Consider the following 19,534-nt stretch of genomic DNA (forward strand, 5'->3'; position numbering starts at 1 on the left):
AACGATGCTGTGGGCGCGATCCCAGCCGATGCGGCCCGCGCGGGCCGCTCGATCCTTCAGTCCAACCTGTTCCCGATGGCCCCCACCACAAGCGGCGCGGCACCCTCGACGACCGAACTGGTCCTCAAGACCATCGCGCCACGCGCGCCCCTCAACCTCCTCGTGCGGCTCAGGCTCAGCGCGGATGCCGCGCATTACCGCGATCGCCAGATCACGCTCGTGCAGGCGCCCGCCGGCTACGGGAAAACCTCGCTGCTCGCGCAGTGGCGACGTGAGTATCTGGCGCGCGGGATCGCCGTGGCGTGGCTGCAGGCCGACGAGCGCGACGATCCCGAGCGGCTCCTGCGCGGGCTCGTGCAGGCGGTGCGCACGGGCTGCGCGCGCGCCGGCTTCGGCTCGATGCTGCCCGACGGCGCGCTCGCGGCGGTGGGCAATCTGGACGGCGCGACGGGCTGGCTCGCCGAGATCGCGCTGCTGTCGCTGGACGTCGTGCTCATCATCGACGAATCCGAGCGGCTGCCTGCCGCCGGCGCCGGACTGCTCGCCTACCTGCTGCACAACGCCCCGCAGAACCTGCGCGTCGTGGTGGCGGGACGCGGCGGTCTCGAAGCGCCGATGGCCGATCTGCTCGCGTACGGCCACGGCACGCTCGTCGGACCGGATGCGTTGCGCTTCCGGCTCGATGAAACGATCGCGCTGATTGGCAACCGTTTTGGCGAGCGCGTGGACGCCGACGCGTGCGCGCGCCTGTTCGAAGTCACCGACGGCTGGCCGCTCGGCATCCAGCTCGCGCTCGCCGCAATGGCGCATGCGGCGGACCCGCGCAAGGCGGTCGAAACGATCGCGTCGGGGCCGGGCGGTCTGCGCGAACATCTCGTCGGCGCGCTGGTTGCCAATCTTTCGCCGGAAGACGACGCCTTTCTCACCCGCATCAGCGCGGTCGACGTGCTGCATCCGGAGCTATGCGAGGCGCTGACGGGCCGCGCGGAAACGCCGGAACGTCTCGCGCGCCTGGTGCGTGAGACGCCTGTGTTCATCGCCGTCGAAGACAGCGCGTGGTGCCGGCTGCACACGCTCGTGCGCGACGCGTTGCGCGTGCGCCTCGCGGCGCTGCCTGCCGCCGAGCGCGAGGAGCTGCATGCGCGCGCGATGCGATGGTTCGTCGGCCGCGGCATGATCGAGGAGGCCGCGCGGCACGCGCATGCGGCCGGCGAGCACCGGACCGCCTTCGAACTGGCGGAGCGCAGCCTGCTCGATGCGGTGCGTCACGGGCATCTCAGCCTCGTACTCGACTGGCTCGATCTGATTCCGGAGCCGGAACTGGAACAGCGCCCCCGCTTGCGTCTCGCCGCCGCATGGGCGCTCGCGGTCGGGCAGCGCCACGCGGAGGCGCAGCGCCAGATCGAGCATATTCTCGCCGGGCCGGCCGTCGATACGACCCTGCGCTACGAGTGCGCGCTGATCCTGAGCGCGGCCGCGTATTTCGCCGACGAACCCGACCGCTTCGTGGCGCTCTTCGAACCGTGGGCCGAAGCGCCGCCCGATGGCGGATCGTGGCTCGCGCAGGTTCATGCGAACCGGCTCGCCGCCCGCGCGATGCTGCTCGGCGAGCCGGCGCAGGCGCGCCGCGCGCAGCAGCGCGTGCGTTCCGGCGACGGCTCCGGCACGCTCGACTATCTCGTGCGCTGGGGCGAGCACATCACCGGGGCCAGCTATTTGTGGGAAGGCCAGATGTCGCTCGCCGAAGAGGTGCTGAAGCCCGCGCTCGCGAGCGCCGAGGCGGACCTGAGCCGCCGGCATCCGCTGAGCTGCATCTTCGCGGTGGCGTGCGCGGCGATCGCCTACGAAGACGACCGGCTGGACGAAGCGGCGGCGCTGCTCTCGAACCGCCTGGACGTGCTCGAACGCGGCGCGCCGCCCGAGACCGTCATGCTCGCGTATCGCACGGCGGCGCGCATTGCGGCGGCGCGCGGCGGCGAACATCGCGCGCTCGACATGCTCGAAGCCTTGCACGCGCTGGGCGTGAGCCGCTGTCAGCCGCGCCTGTGCGTCGCGAGTCTGGCCGAGCAGGTCCGCATGCACGCGGGCCGCTATCGTAACGAGACCTGTCAGGCGCTGGTGCGCCGCATCGACGAGATTCTGGATCGCGAGGCGGGGCGCGGCGCGCTGTGGCGCGAGTCGGTCGTGCTGATGCAACGGCTCGCGCATGCCGACGCGGCCATCGCCGCGCGCAACTGGCCGCAGGCGCTCGACGTGCTGGATGCTGCGGGCACGCAGGCCGACGCGCTGAAGATGGGCCGGTTCCGCATCGAAATCCTGGCCTTGCGCGCCTTCGCGAAACAACAGACGGGCGTCGATGCAACCGCGCTGCTGCTCGAAGCGATGAATCTCGCGCAGACCTTCAGGCTGGTGCGCACGCTGATCGACGCGCATCCCTCGCTCGCCGACTGGGCCCGGCGCACGCGCGACGCAGCGGACGCTGAAAACACCGGCACAGTACCGGCGGCCTTGCCGAACGTGCGGCCGCATCCGCGCGAGACGGGCGGGCCGCGCGCGGTGCCGTGCGTCGTGCTGACGCCCAAGGAGCGGGAGATTCTCGAACTGCTGGCGCGCAACCTGACGAACAAGGAAATCGCGCGCGCGGGGATGATCGGCGAGGGCACCGTCAAGTGGCATCTGAAGAATCTCTTCGGCAAGCTCGACGCGAGTTCGCGCAAGCACGCGGTGCGCCGCGCCGTCGTGCTCGGCCTGCTCGAAGGCACCCAGTAAGACCGCGGCGCAATCGGCCGCCCGCGCGCGGCTGATGTTCGCGCTTGTCGCCCCCTCCCGTCGCGAGAGGGGCTTGAATCGCCCCCCTTCCGTATTCTTGCTCCATGACTTCACGCGCCGTCGCGTCGCTCTGCGCGCCGCGATTCCGTGAAGCAATCGATCCGACGATTGCCCGATCGACCGGCCCTGGCTACGTTTGCCCGATGCGAACGCTCAAGCCGATAAAAAATATGGAGACCTCATGAAACTCAGACGCTCATGCTTCGCCGCATTGATGGCCTGTTCCGGCGCCGCTTCCGCGCAAGGCTCGGTGACGCTTTACGGTGTCGTCGATTCTGGCCTGCTCTATCAGAGCACGTCGGCGGCGTCCTTCGCACCGAACGCGCCCAATCTCGGCAAGGTGTATCGATTGAAGGACGGCGGCATCTACGCCAGTTTCTGGGGCCTCAAGGGCAGCGAAGAACTGGGCGGCGGATACCGCGTCAACTTCAGATTGCAGGGTTCGTTCGATACCGGCACGGGCAAGTTCGGCCTCTCCGACACGCCAGGCGTGTCCGCGCAATTCAATCAGTTCGCGACAGTCGGTCTGTCCGGGCCGTTCGGCACCTTCAACGCAGGCCGGCAGATCGTGCCGATGGTCTACGCGATGTTCGAAACCGACGTGCGCGGCGCGCAGTACTTCGGCAGCATTCTCACCGCGTGGCTCGGCATGAACCAGGCGGCCGGCTGGACCGGCACGAGCACGAACGGCGCGATCGGCGCGCTGTACGACAGCAACGCGCTGGTCTATGAGTCGCCGAAATTCTACGGTGCGTCGCTCGCGCTCGAATACGCGCCGGGCGGTGTTCCGGGCGAGTTCCAGGGCGGCACGCGTGAATCCGCCGTGCTGAAGTATTCGAACTACGGCCTGAACCTGGCCGCGGTCTACTACAACGGACACGACGCGAGCCCGTTGCCCGGCGTCGCGCCGACGGGGCTCAACAACAATCGCTTCACGTACTTCGGCGCGATGTACACGTTCCGCGATTTCTCGGTATCGGGCTCGTACAGCCACGGCAAGAATCCGGCCAACGCGGGTCGCGCGGACTACGACCTGTATTCGGTCGGCCTCGGATACAGGTTCAACCCGGTTCTGAAGGTGACGTCCGGCTTCTACTACCTGAAGGACAAGAACAATTCGACGAATCATTCGAGCGAATTCGCGGTGGGCACGGAATACAGCCTGTCCAAGCGCACGCTCGCCTATGCGCAAGTCGGCTATGTCGACAATCACGGCACCATGAACCAGACGATCGTTTATGGACAACCCGTTGCGCCGGGCGAGTCGACCACGGCCGCGATGATCGGCATCCGCCATAACTTCTAAGAACGGACCAACCCATGAAGAGAATCAGTGCAGCATTGATCGTACTGGCGTCGATCGGCGCGAGCCTTCAGGCCGGCGAAACGATGGCGGCGGCGAGCGACCCCGCGATGGCGTCGGCCGCGAGCGCGCCTGTCGCGACGAAAAAAGAAAATCGCGCGCTGCGCAACGGCGTGTACGCCGCGTTCGCGAAAGACAAGCGTATCGATGCCGGAAACATCGGGGTTCGCGCAACGAATGGCGCCGTGACGCTGACCGGCACCGTGACCGAGCCGGCGCAGATCGACAAGGCGGGCGCGCTGGCGAAAGGCGTTCCCGGCGTCACGTCGGTGACCAACAAATTGACCGTACAGCGCAATTTCGGGCAGTAATCAAATGAATCACGACATGTTCGAATCATCCCCCGCAGCGTATGCCTATCCGTTGCTCATCAAGCATCTGCTGCATACGCCGCTCGCCCATGCGGTCGATCAGGAGATCGTGTATCGCGGCGAGACGCGCCTGACCTACCGCGCCATGCGCGAGCGCCTCGCGCGTCTCGCCAATGGTCTCTCTCGTCACGGCGCGAGCATGGGCACCACGGTGGCCGTGATTGACTGGGATAGCCATCGCTACCTCGAATGCTACTTCGCCATTCCGATGATGGGCGCCGTGTTGCAGACGGTCAACGTGCGGCTTTCGCCCGCGGAAATCGCCTACACGATCAACCATGCGGGCGCGCAGATCCTGCTGCTCCATACCGACTTTCTGCCCGTGATCGAATCGATCAGGGATCAGCTCGAAACGGTGCGCACCTTCATCTGGATCGACGACGCAGGCAGCGAAGCGAGCGCGCACACGATCCCGTTCGCGGACGAATACGAGCGCATGCTGGCCGCCAGCGAGCCCGCGTACGACTTCCCGGATTTCGACGAAAACACGCGCGCCACGACCTTCTACACGACCGGCACGACCGGCCTGCCGAAGGGCGTCTATTTTTCGCACCGTCAGCTCGTGCTGCACACCATCACAGGGATGGCGGCGCTCGCAAGCCCGGTGTCCGGGCAGCGCTTTCATCGCGGCGACGTGTACATGCCCATCACGCCGATGTTCCACGTGCACGCGTGGGGCATGCCCTACATCGCCACGGTGCTGGGCGTGAAACAGGTCTATCCCGGTCGCTATCTGCCGGAGCGCCTCCTTGCGCTCGTGCGCGATGAAGGCGTCACGTTCTCGCATTGCGTCGGCACCATCATGCACATGCTGCTCGGCTGCGGCGATGCGAAGAGCATCGATCTGAGCCGATGGAAAGTGGTCATCGGCGGCGGCGCGCTGCCGCACGGACTCGCGCGCGCGGCGCTCGAACGCGGCATCGATATTTTCGCGGGCTACGGCATGTCGGAGACGTGTCCGCTTCTGACGCTCGCGCAACTCAAGCCGGGCAGCGAGACGCTCGATCTCGACGAGCAGGTCGAACTGCGGTGCAAGACGGGCTTGCCGCTTCCGCTCGTCGATCTGCATATCGTGGATGAAGAGGGAATCGACGCGGTTCATGACGGCCGCGCGAGCGGAGAAGTCGTGGTGCGTACGCCCTGGCTCACACAAGGTTATCTAAAGGATGCCGAAGCATCGGCGCAGCTTTGGGACGGCGGCTATCTGCACACGCAGGACGTCGCGAACATCGATCCGAACGGATATCTGCAGATCACCGACCGCATCAAGGACGTGATCAAGTCGGGCGGCGAGTGGGTGTCGTCGCTCGAAATCGAGAGTCTGATCTCGCTGCACCCGGCCGTTTCCGAAGTGGCCGTGATCGGCATCAAGGACGAGAAGTGGGGCGAACGCCCCGTGGCGCTGGTGGTGTTGAAGCCGCAAGCGGCAGCGCCTGCATCGGCGGACGACATCAGGAATCACGTGCTCGCGTTCAGCGAGACAGGACGGATCTCGAAGTACGCGGTGCCGCAGATCGTGAAGATCGTCGATCAACTCGACAAGACCAGCGTCGGCAAATTGAACAAGAAGCGGTTGCGCGAACAGTTCGCGGTTACGCCGGAAGGGAAAGCAACATCATGAGCATCGCAGGATACGGCATCGCGACGATCGACGAGTTCGTCGGCACGGAGTTGGGTGTCTCGGAATGGATCGTCGTCGACCAGGCGCGCATCGACGCCTTCGCGCAATGCACGGGCGACACGCAGTGGATTCACCTGAACGAGGAGCGCGCAAAACGCGAGAGCCCGTTCGGCGGCACCATCGCGCACGGCTACCTGACGCTTTCGTTGCTGGCGACGCTCGCAATCGACGTGGGTCTGATCCCGCCGGATGCGTCGGCTGCGCTGAATTACGGGCTCGACAAGGTGCGCTTCATGACGCCGGTCAGATCCGGTTCCCGCGTGCGAAGCCGCGTGGTGCTGACCGCGGTCGAAAGGAAGGGCGATGGCCGCATGATCGTCAGAACGGACAACGAATTGCAGATAGAAGGCGAGGACAAGCCCGCGCTGATCGCGCAGACGCTCGTGATGATCATCGCGTGACGAAAGTATGGAGATGGAGATGGCAGTAAACGTAAGCAGCGAACAAGACGACATCACGGCCGGCGCGACCGATGGCATGTCCGGCCCCAATCCGTTCGTCGGGCTGCGCGCCGTCGACATGCTCGCCGCCGCGCAGCAGATCGGCGCGCAGGCAGTGCTGCATCCCGCGCTGCTGCTGACGCAGACCGCGGCGCTCGCGCGCGATCTGATGTCGGCATTGCCGCAGCAGAACGACAAGCGCTTCGCCGATCCCGCATGGCGCGATCAGCCGCTGTATCGCGCGACGCTGCATGGGTATCGGGCGTGGTGCAGCGCGGTTGCCGGATTCGTCGAACGCTCGGCGCTCGACGGCAAAAGCAAGGAACGCGCGCAGTTCGTCACGTCGCTCGTGACCGACGCGCTCGCACCGACCAACACGCTGGCGGGCAATCCCGCCGCGCTCAGAAAGCTCGTCGAGTCGGGCGGCGCGAGCGTCGTTGCCGGCATGCGAAACATGCTGACGGACACGCTCTGCAACAAGGGTATGCCATCGCAAGTCGACAAGCGCGCGTTCGAGGTCGGCGGCAATCTCGCCGCAACGCCCGGCGCGGTCGTGTTTCGCAACGAAGTGCTCGAATTGATTCAATACGCGCCCGTCACGCCGAACGTCTACGCGTGCCCGCAATTGATCGTGCCGCCGCAGGTCAACAAGTACTACATCTTCGATCTGGCCGCGAACAAGAGCATCGTCGAATATCTGGTCAAGAGCGAGTTTCAGGTGTTCGCCGTGAGCTGGCGCAATCCCACCGTGGAACATCGCGACTGGGACATGGACACCTATGTCGCCGCGCTGATCGAGGCGATCGGCGCGGTGCGCGATATCACCGGCCATGAGGCCGTGAACCTGCACGGCGCGTGTTCCGGCGCGATGACGATCTCGGCGCTGCTCGGCCATCTGGCAAGCCGTGGTGAGCAGACCGTCAACGCGGCCACGCTGATGGTGGCGGTGCTCGACAATGCATCGGAATCGCAGCTCGGGCTTTTCACCACGCCCGAGGCCATCGAGATCGCCAACCGCAACAGCGAGGCCAAAGGCGTGCTGGCAGGCGACGAAATGGGCCGCATGTTCGCCTGGATGCGACCGAACGATCTGGTGTGGAACTTCTGGGTCAACAACTATCTGATGGGCGAAGCGCCGCCGGCCTTCGACATTCTCTACTGGAACAACGACACCACGCGTCTGCCCGCGACATTCCACGGCCAGTTGCTCGACATCTTCTCGCGCAACCTGCTCAGCACGCCGAAGGCGTTGACTGTGCTCGGCACGCCGGTCGATCTGTCCGAGGTCACGTGCGACACCTACGTCATGGCGGGCGCGACCGATCACATCACGCCGTGGAAAGGCGTCTACAACACGGCGCGCGCATTCGGCGGCAAGACGCGCTATGTGCTGAGTTCGAGCGGCCATATTCAGAGCCTGATCAATCCGCCGGGCAATCCCAAGGCGAAGTTCTTCCACAACGCGGCGCTGCCCGAAGACGCCGATGAATGGCTCGCCGGGTCCCGGTCCGTAGCGGATTCGTGGTGGAGCGACTGGCGCGAATGGCTCGCCGAACGCTCGGGCGCATTGCGCGCCGCGCCCAAAGCGCTCGGCAGCAAGCGTCATCGACGTATCGGGGATGCGCCGGGAACGTATGTTCACGAGGCGTGATCCGCCTCAAAACGTAAAACGTGGGCAAGCGCACCGGGGAATGCCGCGCGCTTGCCCGGCGTTTCGTCGACATTCACATGGACAAGAACGATGAAAAGTGTGCGCACAGTGGATATACAGACCGTCGCGCTCGGCGCGCAACTGCTTCGCGTCGGCATCTGGAAGGGCAGCGATGCGTCGCCGCCGCTCCTCATCTTCAATGGCATCGGCGCGAATCTCGAACTGATCCAGCCGTTCGTCGACGCGCTCGGCGACGTGGAAGTCGTGATGTTCGATATTCCCGGCGTGGGTGGATCGCCCGCGCCGCTCATGCCGTATCGCTTCTCGACGCTCGCCGTGCTAGCCGACCGGCTGCTCGCGCAACTCGGCTATGACGGACCGGTCGATGTGCTCGGCGTGTCATGGGGCGGGGCGCTCGCGCAGCAGTTCGCGTATCTGTATCCGTCGCGTTGCAGGCGGCTGGTGCTGGCCGCGACTTCGCCGGGCGTCATCATGGTACCGGGCAGGCTTTCGGTGCTTTCGAGGCTGGTCGGGGCGCGCCGCTATCGGGACCCCGATTATCTGCGGGAGATCGGCGCGGAAATTTATGGCGGCGCATACAGGCGCGATCCCGGGTTGCTGGCGGAACACGGGCGTCATATTCAGGCGCCCGGCGGGCGTGGATACATGTATCAGCTGCTCGCCACGTGCGGATGGAGCAGCCTGCTGTGGCTCGGTTCGCTGCGCCAGCCGACTCTCGTCATGCACGGCGACGACGATCCGATCGTTCCGCTCGTCAACGCGAAGATCATTGCCAGCCGCATCCGTCGGGCGACGCTTCGCGTCATCGAGGACGGGCATCTTTTTCTCATCACGCAAACGGATGAAGTGGGTCCGCTGGTGCGCGACTTCCTGCTGAAAGCGTAGTGCGGAACCGCTCGATGGTCGATAGGACTGTCGAGCCCTATGTAAGTCGTGAGAACACAGCTCGGATTGTTTCCAGCACGAGGTGATCTGGTCCGCGTCCCCAAATTCGTTGCTCATCAAAAACGGGGTCGCATTAAGAATTTTCCTGTGTCGGGAAGTTTCTCCTCTCCTCATAATCAGTTCGCGGGGATTCTCCTTGCGGATGCCCCATTGCATTTAACGACTTGACTTCGCCTCGCGTCGTGCGAGGCATTCGGGGAACTGATTATTCATGCCGCGTCAATCCGACCAGCGCTTCACTTTCGAACCCGTCAGTGGCGTGCCCTTCGATGTGCGGGAGTTCCGCCTCACCGAAGCGCTCTCCGAGACCTTCACGCTCCAGCTCGAACTCTCCAGCAGCGATCCCGAGATCGACTTCGGCAAGGTGCTGGATCAGCCCGCGCTCTTCACCATCTGGCGTGATGGCGCGCCGGTGCGTTATGTCCACGGTATCGCGACAGCCTTCGAGCAGGGCAAGACGGGGTTTCGGCGAACGGTCTATCACGTGACGGTGGAGGCCGCGCTGGCCCGTGCGAATTTATCCAGCGATTGGCGAGTGTTCCAGCAAAAGAGCATCCTGCAAATTTTTCAGACGCTGATGGATGAACAGGGGATCACTGACTACGAGCAGCGGATTTATCTGCCGCATGAACCACGCGAGTACTGCGTGAACGCAGGGGAAACGGTCCGTCATTTTATCGATCGAAATGCCGCCGAAGAAGGTCTGTACAACGCCTATATCCATACCAAGCAAGGCCACCGACTGATTCATGGCGACAAGCTAATCGTGCATGGTGCAATCGACGGTGGTCCGGTCTCCTACAATCCGAATCCCGGTGGCGACGCGCCCGAACCGGGCTTGCGTTCGTTCCGCTACGCCGAGCGGGTACGAACCGCACGCCAAACGCAGCGTGACTACACTTTCAAGCATCCGCAGTACAACCTGCAACACGTCGCCGACGGCGTGAGTCTCGATCATCAGGGCCGAGGGTCCGAAAACTATAACTTCCCCGCGCGCGCCAAACGCGATGAAGCCGCTCGGCCTTTTACGCAAACCCGCATTCTCGCACTGCGAAACGATGCACAGATCGCGATCGCCGAAGGCGACGACGCGCGCCTGGTGCCCGGTCTGTGCTTCCAGCTCGTCGATCATCCGCGCGACGAGTGGAATCGTGGCTGGCGGCCCGTGCGGATCGAGCACCACGGCAAACAGCCTGTAAGTCAGGAAGAAGAATCCGCCGACGCTCAACAGGGCACGCACTATAGCTACACCGCCGAGTTGGTGCGAGACGATGTCGAATGGAAGGCGCCTTTGCTTCCCAAGCCGCGCATCGACGGGCCGCAAATCGCGACCGTGGTGGGTCCTGCGGGCGAGGAAATTTTCTGCGATGAGTGGGGGAGGGTCAAGATTCAGTGGCCCTGGGACAGGGAAGGGAAGAGCGACGAACACAGCTCCTGCTGGGTGCGCGTGGCGCAGAACTGGGCCGGCGCGACGTGGGGGCATATGTCGATTCCCCGTATCGGGCAGGAAGTGATTGTCGCATTCCTGGACGGCGATCCGGATCAGCCGATCATCATCGGCAGGACGTACCACGCGACCAACCTGCCGCCCTATGAGTTGCCGCGCCACAAGACGCGCATGACGATCAAGAGCCAGACGCACAAGGGCGATGGTTTCAATGAACTGCGCTTCGAAGACGAGAAAGATCAGGAGGAGATCTACGTCCACGCGCAAAAGGATCAAAACATCCACGTCAATCACGATGAGACGACTTTCGTTGGCAATGATCGTAGCGAGAACGTCGAGCACGACGAGACGATCGGCATCGGACATGACCGCAAGGAGAGCGTCGGTAACGATGAGCAGGTCAGCATCGGCCATGACCGGCGGCACACCATCGGACAAGATGCGTTTCTGAATATCGAGCGCAATCACACGATCAACATCGGCAAGGACCGCGTCGAGCAGGTCGGAAACGATCGCAAGGACCAGACGACGGCGAACCATATCATCGATGTGGGTGGCCACGTCGAGCACACCGTGCAGGGGCATCACAAGCTCAGCGCCGGCCAAAGCATCGAGCGGCAGACTCAGAAGTACCAGTTGCAGGCGAGCGACCGCGCGGTGATTCAGGGGCCGGGCGGCACGATCACGCTCGACAGCAGCGGTGTCAAGATCGAAGGTACGGCGATCCGGCTCAAGGGGGCATTGACCGTCGATCCCGATGGCGCAGGGCGCGCTTTCGGTCTCAATGGCACGCCCATGCCCGGCCTCCCTCCTGATGAAACGTCGACGCCTTCCTCATTCTCTGAGTAACCCTGACACGCATTCGACGCCATGTTAATCAGCGCTCCTTTTATCACTGGCACGGCCGACAGTAACGCCAACGAGAACACTCTGGGCGAACTTGTCGGGCAAGGTGCCTTTCCGATCAGCAACGAATTCGGTTGGCATGGCGGCATTCATGTTCAGGCGCCCGGTGCCCCCCAAAAGCCCGAGTGGGTCCGTGCCATCGCCGACGGCACGGTTATCTTTGCACGCGAAAGCGACCCGATGCCCAAACCGGATACTGATCCCGCCATCCTCGCCGCCAACCCGCTGCTCAACTACAAGGGTTGGACTAGCAATGGCGTGGTGATCATCGAGCACACCACTGAAGTTGGCGAGGGCGTGAGCGTCACGTTCTATTCGATCTATCAGCACTTGCACACGCTCGCTCAGCGCACGGAGAACGGCCATCAGAAGACACAGCAGCGTGCGCTGAAGAATGGCGACAAGGTTTATCGGAAGGAATTCATCGGAATGGCTGGCGCGATGTATGGGCAGCCTAACCGTATCCACTTCGAGATCGTGGCGGACGCCGCCAACGTCGCTGCGCTGATGGGGCGCAACAGCGGCGCTTTCACTCAGGCGCGCTCCACGAGCGTGTGGGGCGATATCCATATTCGCGTACCGGCAAACACGCCCTATTACGCGACCGATCCGCGTGAAACTACGCTGCGATACATGGTTCCATTGACTGATAGAGGCGATCCACGCGGCACAACCCTCACCTCCCTTGCCGCACAATTCGCCACCACGGTCGAACGCATCACGCACCTTAATGCCGAACTCATCGCCAGCTTGCGCCAGCGTTATCCTGCGCTTTTCTCAAACGACTGGTTTTCTGCGGTCAATGGTTCGTATCAGAACGCGGCTCGCTTGCCCGCTCCGGATGGTCACGCGCGCTTTGTCACGGTACCCGCGATCTGGGGTTCGGCTCCACCTCCCGCCGATATGCCCGCCGAGCTATGGGCTCAGTGGCAGGTGCCAGTTAAGGGGCGTACCAAAGCAGACACGATCATCTCGCTCAGCGAGAACAAGGCCACGCTGACGCTGACCACGCGCGATGCTTCCGGCCGGGCTTTGGGCAGCATCACCGAGAATAGCTATGATTTATACGAACGCGCCACAGCCCAATATTCCGGCTGTCCCAGCGCGGGGTATGAGTTGCTTCGTTTCGGTCGTGTGCTGGGACCCGACGCGCTGGCGGCCAGCGACCAATATCGAGGCCGCGTTCCGCATATCCGCAAAGTGCGGCTCAACCCGGAGGCGGTTTTCATCGACCTCAACGTGCCGGGCATTCAGGCCTACAGCGATGCGGATTTCCCCGACTGGCAAGGATGGACCTTCATCGATGACGACACCGACGGCAACAGCCGATGCGATTCGAACCGGCTGATCGAGCTGATCCTCGCTGAACTGCCACCTGAATCTGGCGCGGCCGACGATCAGCGCCAGCGCATCGTACGCGCTTATCTCGGCACGCACGAGGCCAGGGTACGCGAGCGCCTGAAGCGATGCGTCGTGAAGATGCCCACCGAATGGTCCAGGAATGACTTCGACACGCGCTGGAGCTGGATGAAGGATGCGGAGGCGGATCGGCCTGCCAATACGCAGTTTTCCAGGACGCTGACGCCAGCGGACTACGAGAAGTTCAAACGCCATCAGGCAGCGTTGGCGTTCTGGGAAGATGCGCAGGCCGCGGGGCTGAAGCTCGACAAGGAGCATTATCACTTTCATCCGCGCCTGTTCATTCAGACGTTCAAGAAGTGTGGGTGGTTGAGTGAGGGGGAGTTGACGCAGTTGCTGCCCATGACGGCTATGCGAAAGAGCGGGACGGGATGGGTGTCGGAGCCGGTGACGATAAACAGAGGTAACAGTCCCGCGATACACAATAACCGTGTCGAACTCAACAAGGCGTTGCGCAAATACGGCATCGCACCAAGTCCACAACGCATGGCCGCCTTCTTTGGCAACGCTATGCAAGAGACGCAATGGTTTGCGAAGCTGTACGAGAGAAACAGCACGGCGTGGTACTTCCCGTGGGATGGGCGGGGCTTCCTTCAACTCACGGGGCCGGACAATTACATTAAGTACTGGCGCTTCCGTGGACGCAAAGTGAGCGATGCACTCAGGGCCGAGCTGAGTGCTGCTGCCTCCAGGGCGCACGCCGAGCGAAAGAACGATGCGTTACGGGATGCACAACACCCAGCCATCACGGCGGCGATGGTTAAATGGCGTGAAGAAGTGGCCGATGACAGGGTCAAGGATCCCGGCGATAGTGCTGGTGCCTATTGGGCCTGGACCGGTGCGGCCAGCTTCGCCGACCAGCCACCGGCTCTGAAGCGCGAGGTCGAGATTGTGAACAACACGATATTCGTCTACTACAGTTGCGAGTCGTTTGGGCAAGTTGCGGCTACCGTGAACTTCGGCAGTCCGGTCAAAGATGCAAGCAAGATCGCCAGGGTCAATGGCATTGTGGCGCGTTATCAGGCGTACACCAATGCGCTCGTGATTCTGGAGGATTATCGAATATTTCCCTATTCACAAGGGCATGAAGAAGAAACACCGGAAGGCCATGAAAGGAGAAGGCCGCAATGAAGAAACGCATGCTATTAGTGGCATGGCTCGGCTGCATCGCGATGTCTGCGTCGGCGAGACAGCCGCACGCGGACCAAATATCAAAGCAAGAATGGAACTTCGACGGATGCCATTTCATGCTGACGGACCTCTATGGAGGCCGAACGACTAGGCCAGAGGGTGCCCTCTATATCGCCAATATCAATCCCTTGGCTCGCCACCCCTTCGATACATCGATTCAATTCAGTTGCGAGAATCCGGCAAGCGCGAAAACGTATCTTGATCTCGCTGGAATCCGAATGACTGGTAAAGAGTGGGCGCTTGATCCGTCTCCGGAGAATGTTGGACTCAAAGAGCAGCGCACGACGTTTCAAGCGCTACGCGGCAAGGGATGGGCTGGTGGGGGAGTCACGCAAGACGACATCAATGGTGACGAGCAGCGTCGTACTCGAATCTATGCATTCTGCATTCCACATAATCAGCTTGCGTTATGTGGTGTAGTCCGACATGTTGGATACCTGATGTGGCCCAAAGAGACGACTCTGCCGCAGGTCATCAAGTTACTTGAAAGCATTGAATTCATCGACAGCTCAGAGCCGTCAAACTGAAAAAAACCCCGCTCAAAGGGTGGCGAGGAAGGGGCAGCAGTCATCAGCAGGCACAGCAGCGTGCGCTGAAGAATGGTGACAAGGTTTATCGGAAGGACATGAAGAAGAAACACCGGAAGGCCACGAAAGGAGAAAGCCATAATGAAGAAGTGCGTGCTATTGACGGCATGGCTCGGCTGCATCGTGATGTCAGCGTCGGCCAAGCAACCAACTTCGGTTCAAGCCATCGACCGTGAAATCCAGTTCGAAGACTGTCACTTCAAAATGAAAGATCCATACAACGGTGACTTTCGAGCATCACGCGATAGCACACCAGCGGTGGGAGGCTATATCGCCAACATCAACCCCAAAGCCCGCCACCCATTCGACACGTCGATTCAATTCAGTTGTGAAAATCCCGCGACTTCACAGGTTCTTCGAGATTTAGTAGCAATGCGAATGACAGATAAAGGATGGGCGCTTGATCCATCATCAGAAATCATCGGCCCAAAAGAGCAGCGCACCACCTTTCACGCACTTCACGGCAGAGGGTGGGATGGAGGGGGCGTAACCGCAGATGACATTAACGGCGACGAGACGCGCCGCATGCGCGGCTACGCCTTTTGCATTCCGCATAGGCAGTTAGCGCTATGTGGCGTGGTTCGGTATGTCGCTTATCTGAAGTGGCCGAAGGAAAGCGTTTTGCCGCAAGTCATCAAGTTACTCGAAAGCATTGAATTCATCGACAGCTCAGGGCCACCAAACTGAAAAAAACCCCGCTCAGAGGCGGGCGAGGAAGAGGCAGCAGTTCATCAGCAGGCACAGCAGCGTGCGCTGAAGAATGGTGACAAGGTGTATCGGAAGGAATTCATCGGAATGGCTGGCGCGATGTATGGTCACCGACGGCAACAGCCGATGCGATTCGAACCGGCTGATCGAGTTGATTCTTGCTGAACTGCCGCCTGAGCCCGGCGCGGCCAACGATCAGCGCCAGCGCATCGTACGCGTGTATCTCGGCACGCACGAGGCAAAGGTGCGTGAGCGCCTGAAGCGTTGCGTGGTGAATTGGAATGGCAGAAGTACCAGCTCTACATCGACACGCACGGCATCAACTTCGATGGCCTGCGATAGCTGAGCCGAGGGCCGCGCAAGCGGCCCTCTCGATTCACATGTTCGGATAACCCGGCCCGCCGCTGCCTTCGGGCGTGACCCATACGATATTCTGCCCCGGGTCCTTGATGTCGCAGGTCTTGCAGTGCAGGCAATTCTGCGCGTTGATGACGAGTTGCTCCGCGCCATCGTCGTCCTTCACGAACTCATAGACGCCCGCCGGGCAATAGCGGCTTTCCGGCCCCGCGTACTTCGCGAGATTGATCGTGACGGGCGCCGTCGCATCCCTGAGCGTCAGATGTGCCGGCTGATTCTCCTCGTGGTTCGTGTTCGAGATGAACACCGAGGAGAGCCGGTCGAAGGTCAGCTTGCCATCGGGTTTCGGGTACACGATCGGCTTGCAGTTCGCGGCGGGCCGCAGCGTTTCGTGATCCGCATGACGATGCTTCAGCGTCCATGGCACCTTGCCGCCAAAGAGCTTCTGTTCGACGCCCACCATCAGCGAGCCGACGACCAGTCCCTTGCTCATCCACTGCTTGAAGTTGCGCGCCCTGTGCAACTCCTCGTGCAACCACGAGCGTGTGAACGATTGCGGATAATCGCCCAGTTCGTCATGCTGGCGGCCGGAGCGGATCGCCTCGAAAGCGGCTTCGGCGGCGAGCATGCCGGATTTGATCGCGCCGTGGCTGCCCTTGATCCTCGACGCGTTCAGAAAGCCCGCGTTGTCGCCGATCAGCGCGCCGCCCGGAAACGTCAGCTTCGGCAGCGCGGTGAGACCGCCCGCCGTGATGGCGCGCGCGCCATACGAAAGGCGCTTGCCTCCTTCCAGAAACGGCCGGATCGCGGGATGCGTCTTGTAGCGCTGAAATTCCTCGAATGGCGACAGGAACGGATTCCGATACCCCAGTCCGACGACAAACCCGACCGCCACCTGATTCTCGTCGAGGTGATAAAGGAACGACCCGCCATAGGTGTCCGTATCGAGCGGCCAGCCGGCCGTGTGAACGACGAGGCCGGGCTTGTGCTGCGCCGGGTCGACTTCCCACAGTTCCTTGATGCCGAGCCCGTAGACCTGATGGCCCGCTTTTGCGCGCAGTCCGAACTGGTCGCTCAACTGGCGGCCGAGATGACCGCGCGCGCCTTCCGCGAACAGCGTGTATTTGGCGTGCAGTTCCATGCCGAGCTGAAAGCCGGCGGTCGGTTCACCATCCTTGCCGACGCCCATGTTGCCGGTGGCGACGCCCTTGACCGAGCCGTCGTCGCGATACAGCACTTCGGCTGCCGGAAAGCCCGGGAAGATTTCGACGCCGAGCGCCTCGGCCTGCTGAGCGAGCCAGCGCGTCACGTTGCCGAGACTGATCACGTAGTTGCCGTGATTTCTGAAGCTCGCCGGCAACGCCCAGTTCGGCGTCTTGACCGATCCCTTCTCCGACAGGAACAGGAACCGGTCTTCCGTCACTTCGACGTTCAGCGGCGCCCCGAGCGCCTTCCAGTCGGGGATCAGTTCGGTGATCGCGCGCGGGTCCATGACGGCGCCCGAGAGAATGTGCGCGCCGATCTCCGAGCCCTTTTCGAGCACGCAAACCGATACGTCGGCGCCTTCTTCCTGCGCGAGCTGCCTGATGCGGATGGCCGCCGACAGCCCCGCCGGACCGCCGCCCACGATCACCACGTCGTATTCCATCGATTCGCGCGGGCCGTATGTTTCGATCCATCGGTCCGATGGATTCGCTTGTCTGGTCGATATCGTCATGAGTTGATCGCTCGCTCAGAACTGGTCTTCATCGAGCGCGAGCACGCCCTGATCGCCCTTCGCGCTGACGATCGACGCCTCCAGCGCGACCGCCTGCGGCAGCAGATGATCGGCGAAGAAATGCGCGGTCGCGATCTTTGTTTCGTAGAACGCGGGATCGTCGGCGCGTTTGGTGTGCGCCGCGATCAGCGCGCGCGCCATCTGCCAGCCCGACAGCACGATGCCGGCGAGCTTCAGATACGCCACGCCGCCCGCGAAAACGGCTTTTGTGTCGCTCTTCGCGTTGTGCAGCATGAACTCGACGGTGTTCGCGAGCGCGGCGCGTCCGGCCATGAGCCGCCGATGCATCGCACCGAATGCGGCGCCGTCGTGCCGTTCGAGCGCGACGAGCGTCTCGTCGATCTGCGCGAGGATCGCGCGGGCGGCCGCGCCGCCGTCGCGAATCGTCTTGCGGCCGATCAGGTCGTTGGCCTGGATCGCGGTCGTGCCTTCGTAGATCGTCAGGATGCGGGCGTCGCGGTAGTGCTGCGCCGCGCCCGTCTCCTCGATGAAACCCATGCCGCCGTGCACCTGCACGCCGAGGCTCGTGACGTCGATCGACATCTCCGTGCTCCAGCCCTTCACGACCGGCACGAGGTATTCGTAGATGGCGGCGTGCCGCGCGCGCGCGTCGGCGTCGGCGGCGTGATGCGCGATGTCCGAATGCGCGGCTGCGACATAGGCGAGCGCACGGGCGCCTTCGGTCAGCGCGCGCATCGTTGCGAGCATGCGGCGCACGTCCGGGTGCTGAATGATGGCGACGGACTGTTTCGCGGAACCGTCGACGGGACGGCTCTGCACGCGATCCTTCGCATAGGCGGCCGCCTGCTGGTAGGCGCGATCCGACACCGCGATGCCCTGCACGCCGACCGCGAAGCGCGCCGCGTTCATCATGATGAACATGTACTCGACGCCGCGATTTTCCTCGCCGATCAGATAGCCGAGCGCGCCGCCGTGATCGCCGTATTGCAGCACGGCCGTCGGGCTCGCCTTGATGCCGAGCTTGTGTTCGATCGACACGCAGTGCACGTCGTTGCGCGCGCCGAGCGAGCCGTCGTCGTTCACCAGGAACTTCGGCACCAGGAAGAGCGAAATGCCCTTGACGCCTTCGGGCGCGTCCGGCGTGCGCGCGAGCACGAGATGCACGATGTTCTCCGCCATGTCGTGCTCGCCGTACGTGATGAAGATTTTCGTGCCGAATACCTTGTAGGTGCCGTCGCCCTGAGCTTGTGCGCGCGAGCGGACCAGAGCGAGATCGGAGCCGGCTTGCGGTTCCGTCAGGTTCATCGTGCCGGTCCATTCACCCGAGATGAGTTTCGGCAGGTAACGCTGTTTCAGTTCGTCGGAACCGGCGGTGAGCAGCGCTTCGATCGCGCCGTCGGTGAGAAGCGGGCAGAGCGCGAACGACAGGTTCGCGGCGTTCAGCATTTCGATGCACGGCGTCGCGATCAGCTTCGGCAATCCCTGTCCGCCGAATTCGGCCAGATGCACCACGCCTTGCCAGCCGCCTTCGCCATACTGGCGGAACGCTTCCTTGAAACCGGGCGTCGTCGTGACTTCGCCGTCATGCCATTCGCTCGGATTCTTGTCGCCTTCGGCGTTCAGCGGGGCGAGAATCTCGCTGTTGAACTTCGCGGCTTCGTCGAGCACCGCCTGTGCGATGTCGAGCGAGGCGTCCTCGAAGCCCGGCAGCGCCGAAATGCTCGCGACATCGGCGAGTTCTTCGATCACGAACAGCATGTCTTTCAGTGGCGCGGTGTAAGTCAATTGTCTCTCCGGATAAATGCGTGTGAGCGCCGCGGCAGCGGCCGTGAAGCTCGCGGATGCGCGCGTGCCATATCCCACAGTGCGTTGAGCCGATC

14 protein-coding genes are annotated in these 19,534 nt (G+C 62.8%); 12 read left to right on the plus strand and 2 right to left on the minus strand.

What is annotated here, in order from left to right; translation table 11 throughout:
- Positions 1-75: 75 nt before the first annotated feature.
- From AWB80_RS29260 to AWB80_RS29315, 12 genes are all read left to right on the plus strand, one after another.
- A complete protein-coding gene (locus AWB80_RS29260) occupies positions 76-2,769 on the plus strand; it encodes a winged helix-turn-helix domain-containing protein (protein ID WP_061178223.1) in 2,694 nt (897 codons plus the stop codon).
- A 241-nt stretch (positions 2,770-3,010) separates the two neighbouring features.
- Positions 3,011-4,135, plus strand: coding sequence for a porin (locus AWB80_RS29265; protein ID WP_061178173.1), 1,125 nt, complete (start codon positions 3,011-3,013; stop codon positions 4,133-4,135).
- Positions 4,136-4,149: 14 nt separating this feature from the next.
- On the plus strand, positions 4,150-4,503 hold the full coding sequence (locus AWB80_RS29270) for a BON domain-containing protein (RefSeq protein ID WP_061178174.1): 354 nt from the start codon (positions 4,150-4,152) through the stop codon (positions 4,501-4,503).
- A gap of 16 nt (positions 4,504-4,519) precedes the next feature.
- Positions 4,520-6,184, plus strand: a complete 1,665-nt coding sequence (locus tag AWB80_RS29275) for a fatty acid--CoA ligase (RefSeq protein WP_425266898.1) — start codon at positions 4,520-4,522, stop codon at positions 6,182-6,184.
- Complete coding sequence (locus AWB80_RS29280) at positions 6,181-6,645, plus strand: MaoC family dehydratase (RefSeq protein ID WP_061178176.1); 465 nt, start codon at positions 6,181-6,183, stop codon at positions 6,643-6,645. Before AWB80_RS29275 ends, AWB80_RS29280 begins: the two co-directional genes overlap by 4 nt.
- A 19-nt stretch (positions 6,646-6,664) precedes the next feature.
- Positions 6,665-8,335 carry an alpha/beta fold hydrolase gene (locus AWB80_RS29285; protein WP_061178224.1) on the plus strand — a complete coding sequence of 557 codons (1,671 nt, stop codon included), beginning with the start codon at positions 6,665-6,667 and terminating at the stop codon, positions 8,333-8,335.
- A gap of 90 nt (positions 8,336-8,425) precedes the next feature.
- A complete protein-coding gene (phaZ, locus tag AWB80_RS29290; protein WP_061178177.1) occupies positions 8,426-9,241 on the plus strand; it encodes a poly(3-hydroxyalkanoate) depolymerase in 816 nt (271 codons plus the stop codon).
- Between the two features lie 271 nt (positions 9,242-9,512).
- A complete protein-coding gene (locus tag AWB80_RS29295; protein ID WP_061178178.1) occupies positions 9,513-11,597 on the plus strand; it encodes a type VI secretion system Vgr family protein in 2,085 nt (694 codons plus the stop codon).
- 21 nt (positions 11,598-11,618) lie between these two features.
- A complete protein-coding gene (locus AWB80_RS29300) occupies positions 11,619-14,204 on the plus strand; it encodes a M23 family metallopeptidase (RefSeq protein WP_061178179.1) in 2,586 nt (861 codons plus the stop codon).
- The gene (locus tag AWB80_RS29305; protein ID WP_143328153.1) at positions 14,201-14,791 is read left to right on the plus strand and encodes a hypothetical protein; all 591 of its coding nucleotides are present in this window, start codon (positions 14,201-14,203) and stop codon (positions 14,789-14,791) included. The genes AWB80_RS29300 and AWB80_RS29305 overlap by 4 nt, the downstream gene beginning before the upstream one ends.
- 141 nt (positions 14,792-14,932) lie before the next feature.
- Complete coding sequence (locus tag AWB80_RS43530) at positions 14,933-15,538, plus strand: hypothetical protein (RefSeq protein ID WP_143328154.1); 606 nt, start codon at positions 14,933-14,935, stop codon at positions 15,536-15,538.
- Positions 15,539-15,662: 124 nt separating this feature from the next.
- Positions 15,663-15,905 carry a hypothetical protein gene (locus AWB80_RS29315; RefSeq protein WP_061178182.1) on the plus strand — a complete coding sequence of 81 codons (243 nt, stop codon included), beginning with the start codon at positions 15,663-15,665 and terminating at the stop codon, positions 15,903-15,905.
- 30 nt (positions 15,906-15,935) lie between these two features.
- On the opposite strand, the gene AWB80_RS29320 is transcribed toward AWB80_RS29315, so the two are convergent.
- Both AWB80_RS29320 and AWB80_RS29325 read right to left on the minus strand, forming a co-directional pair.
- The gene (locus AWB80_RS29320) at positions 15,936-17,633 is read right to left on the minus strand and encodes an electron transfer flavoprotein-ubiquinone oxidoreductase (RefSeq protein ID WP_061178183.1); all 1,698 of its coding nucleotides are present in this window, start codon (positions 17,631-17,633) and stop codon (positions 15,936-15,938) included.
- A gap of 15 nt (positions 17,634-17,648) precedes the next feature.
- Positions 17,649-19,439, minus strand: coding sequence for an acyl-CoA dehydrogenase C-terminal domain-containing protein (locus tag AWB80_RS29325; RefSeq protein WP_061178225.1), 1,791 nt, complete (start codon positions 19,437-19,439; stop codon positions 17,649-17,651).
- Between the last annotated feature and the right edge of the window lie 95 nt (positions 19,440-19,534).

Source organism: Caballeronia pedi (assembly GCF_001544915.2).
GTDB lineage: Bacteria > Pseudomonadota > Gammaproteobacteria > Burkholderiales > Burkholderiaceae > Caballeronia > Caballeronia pedi.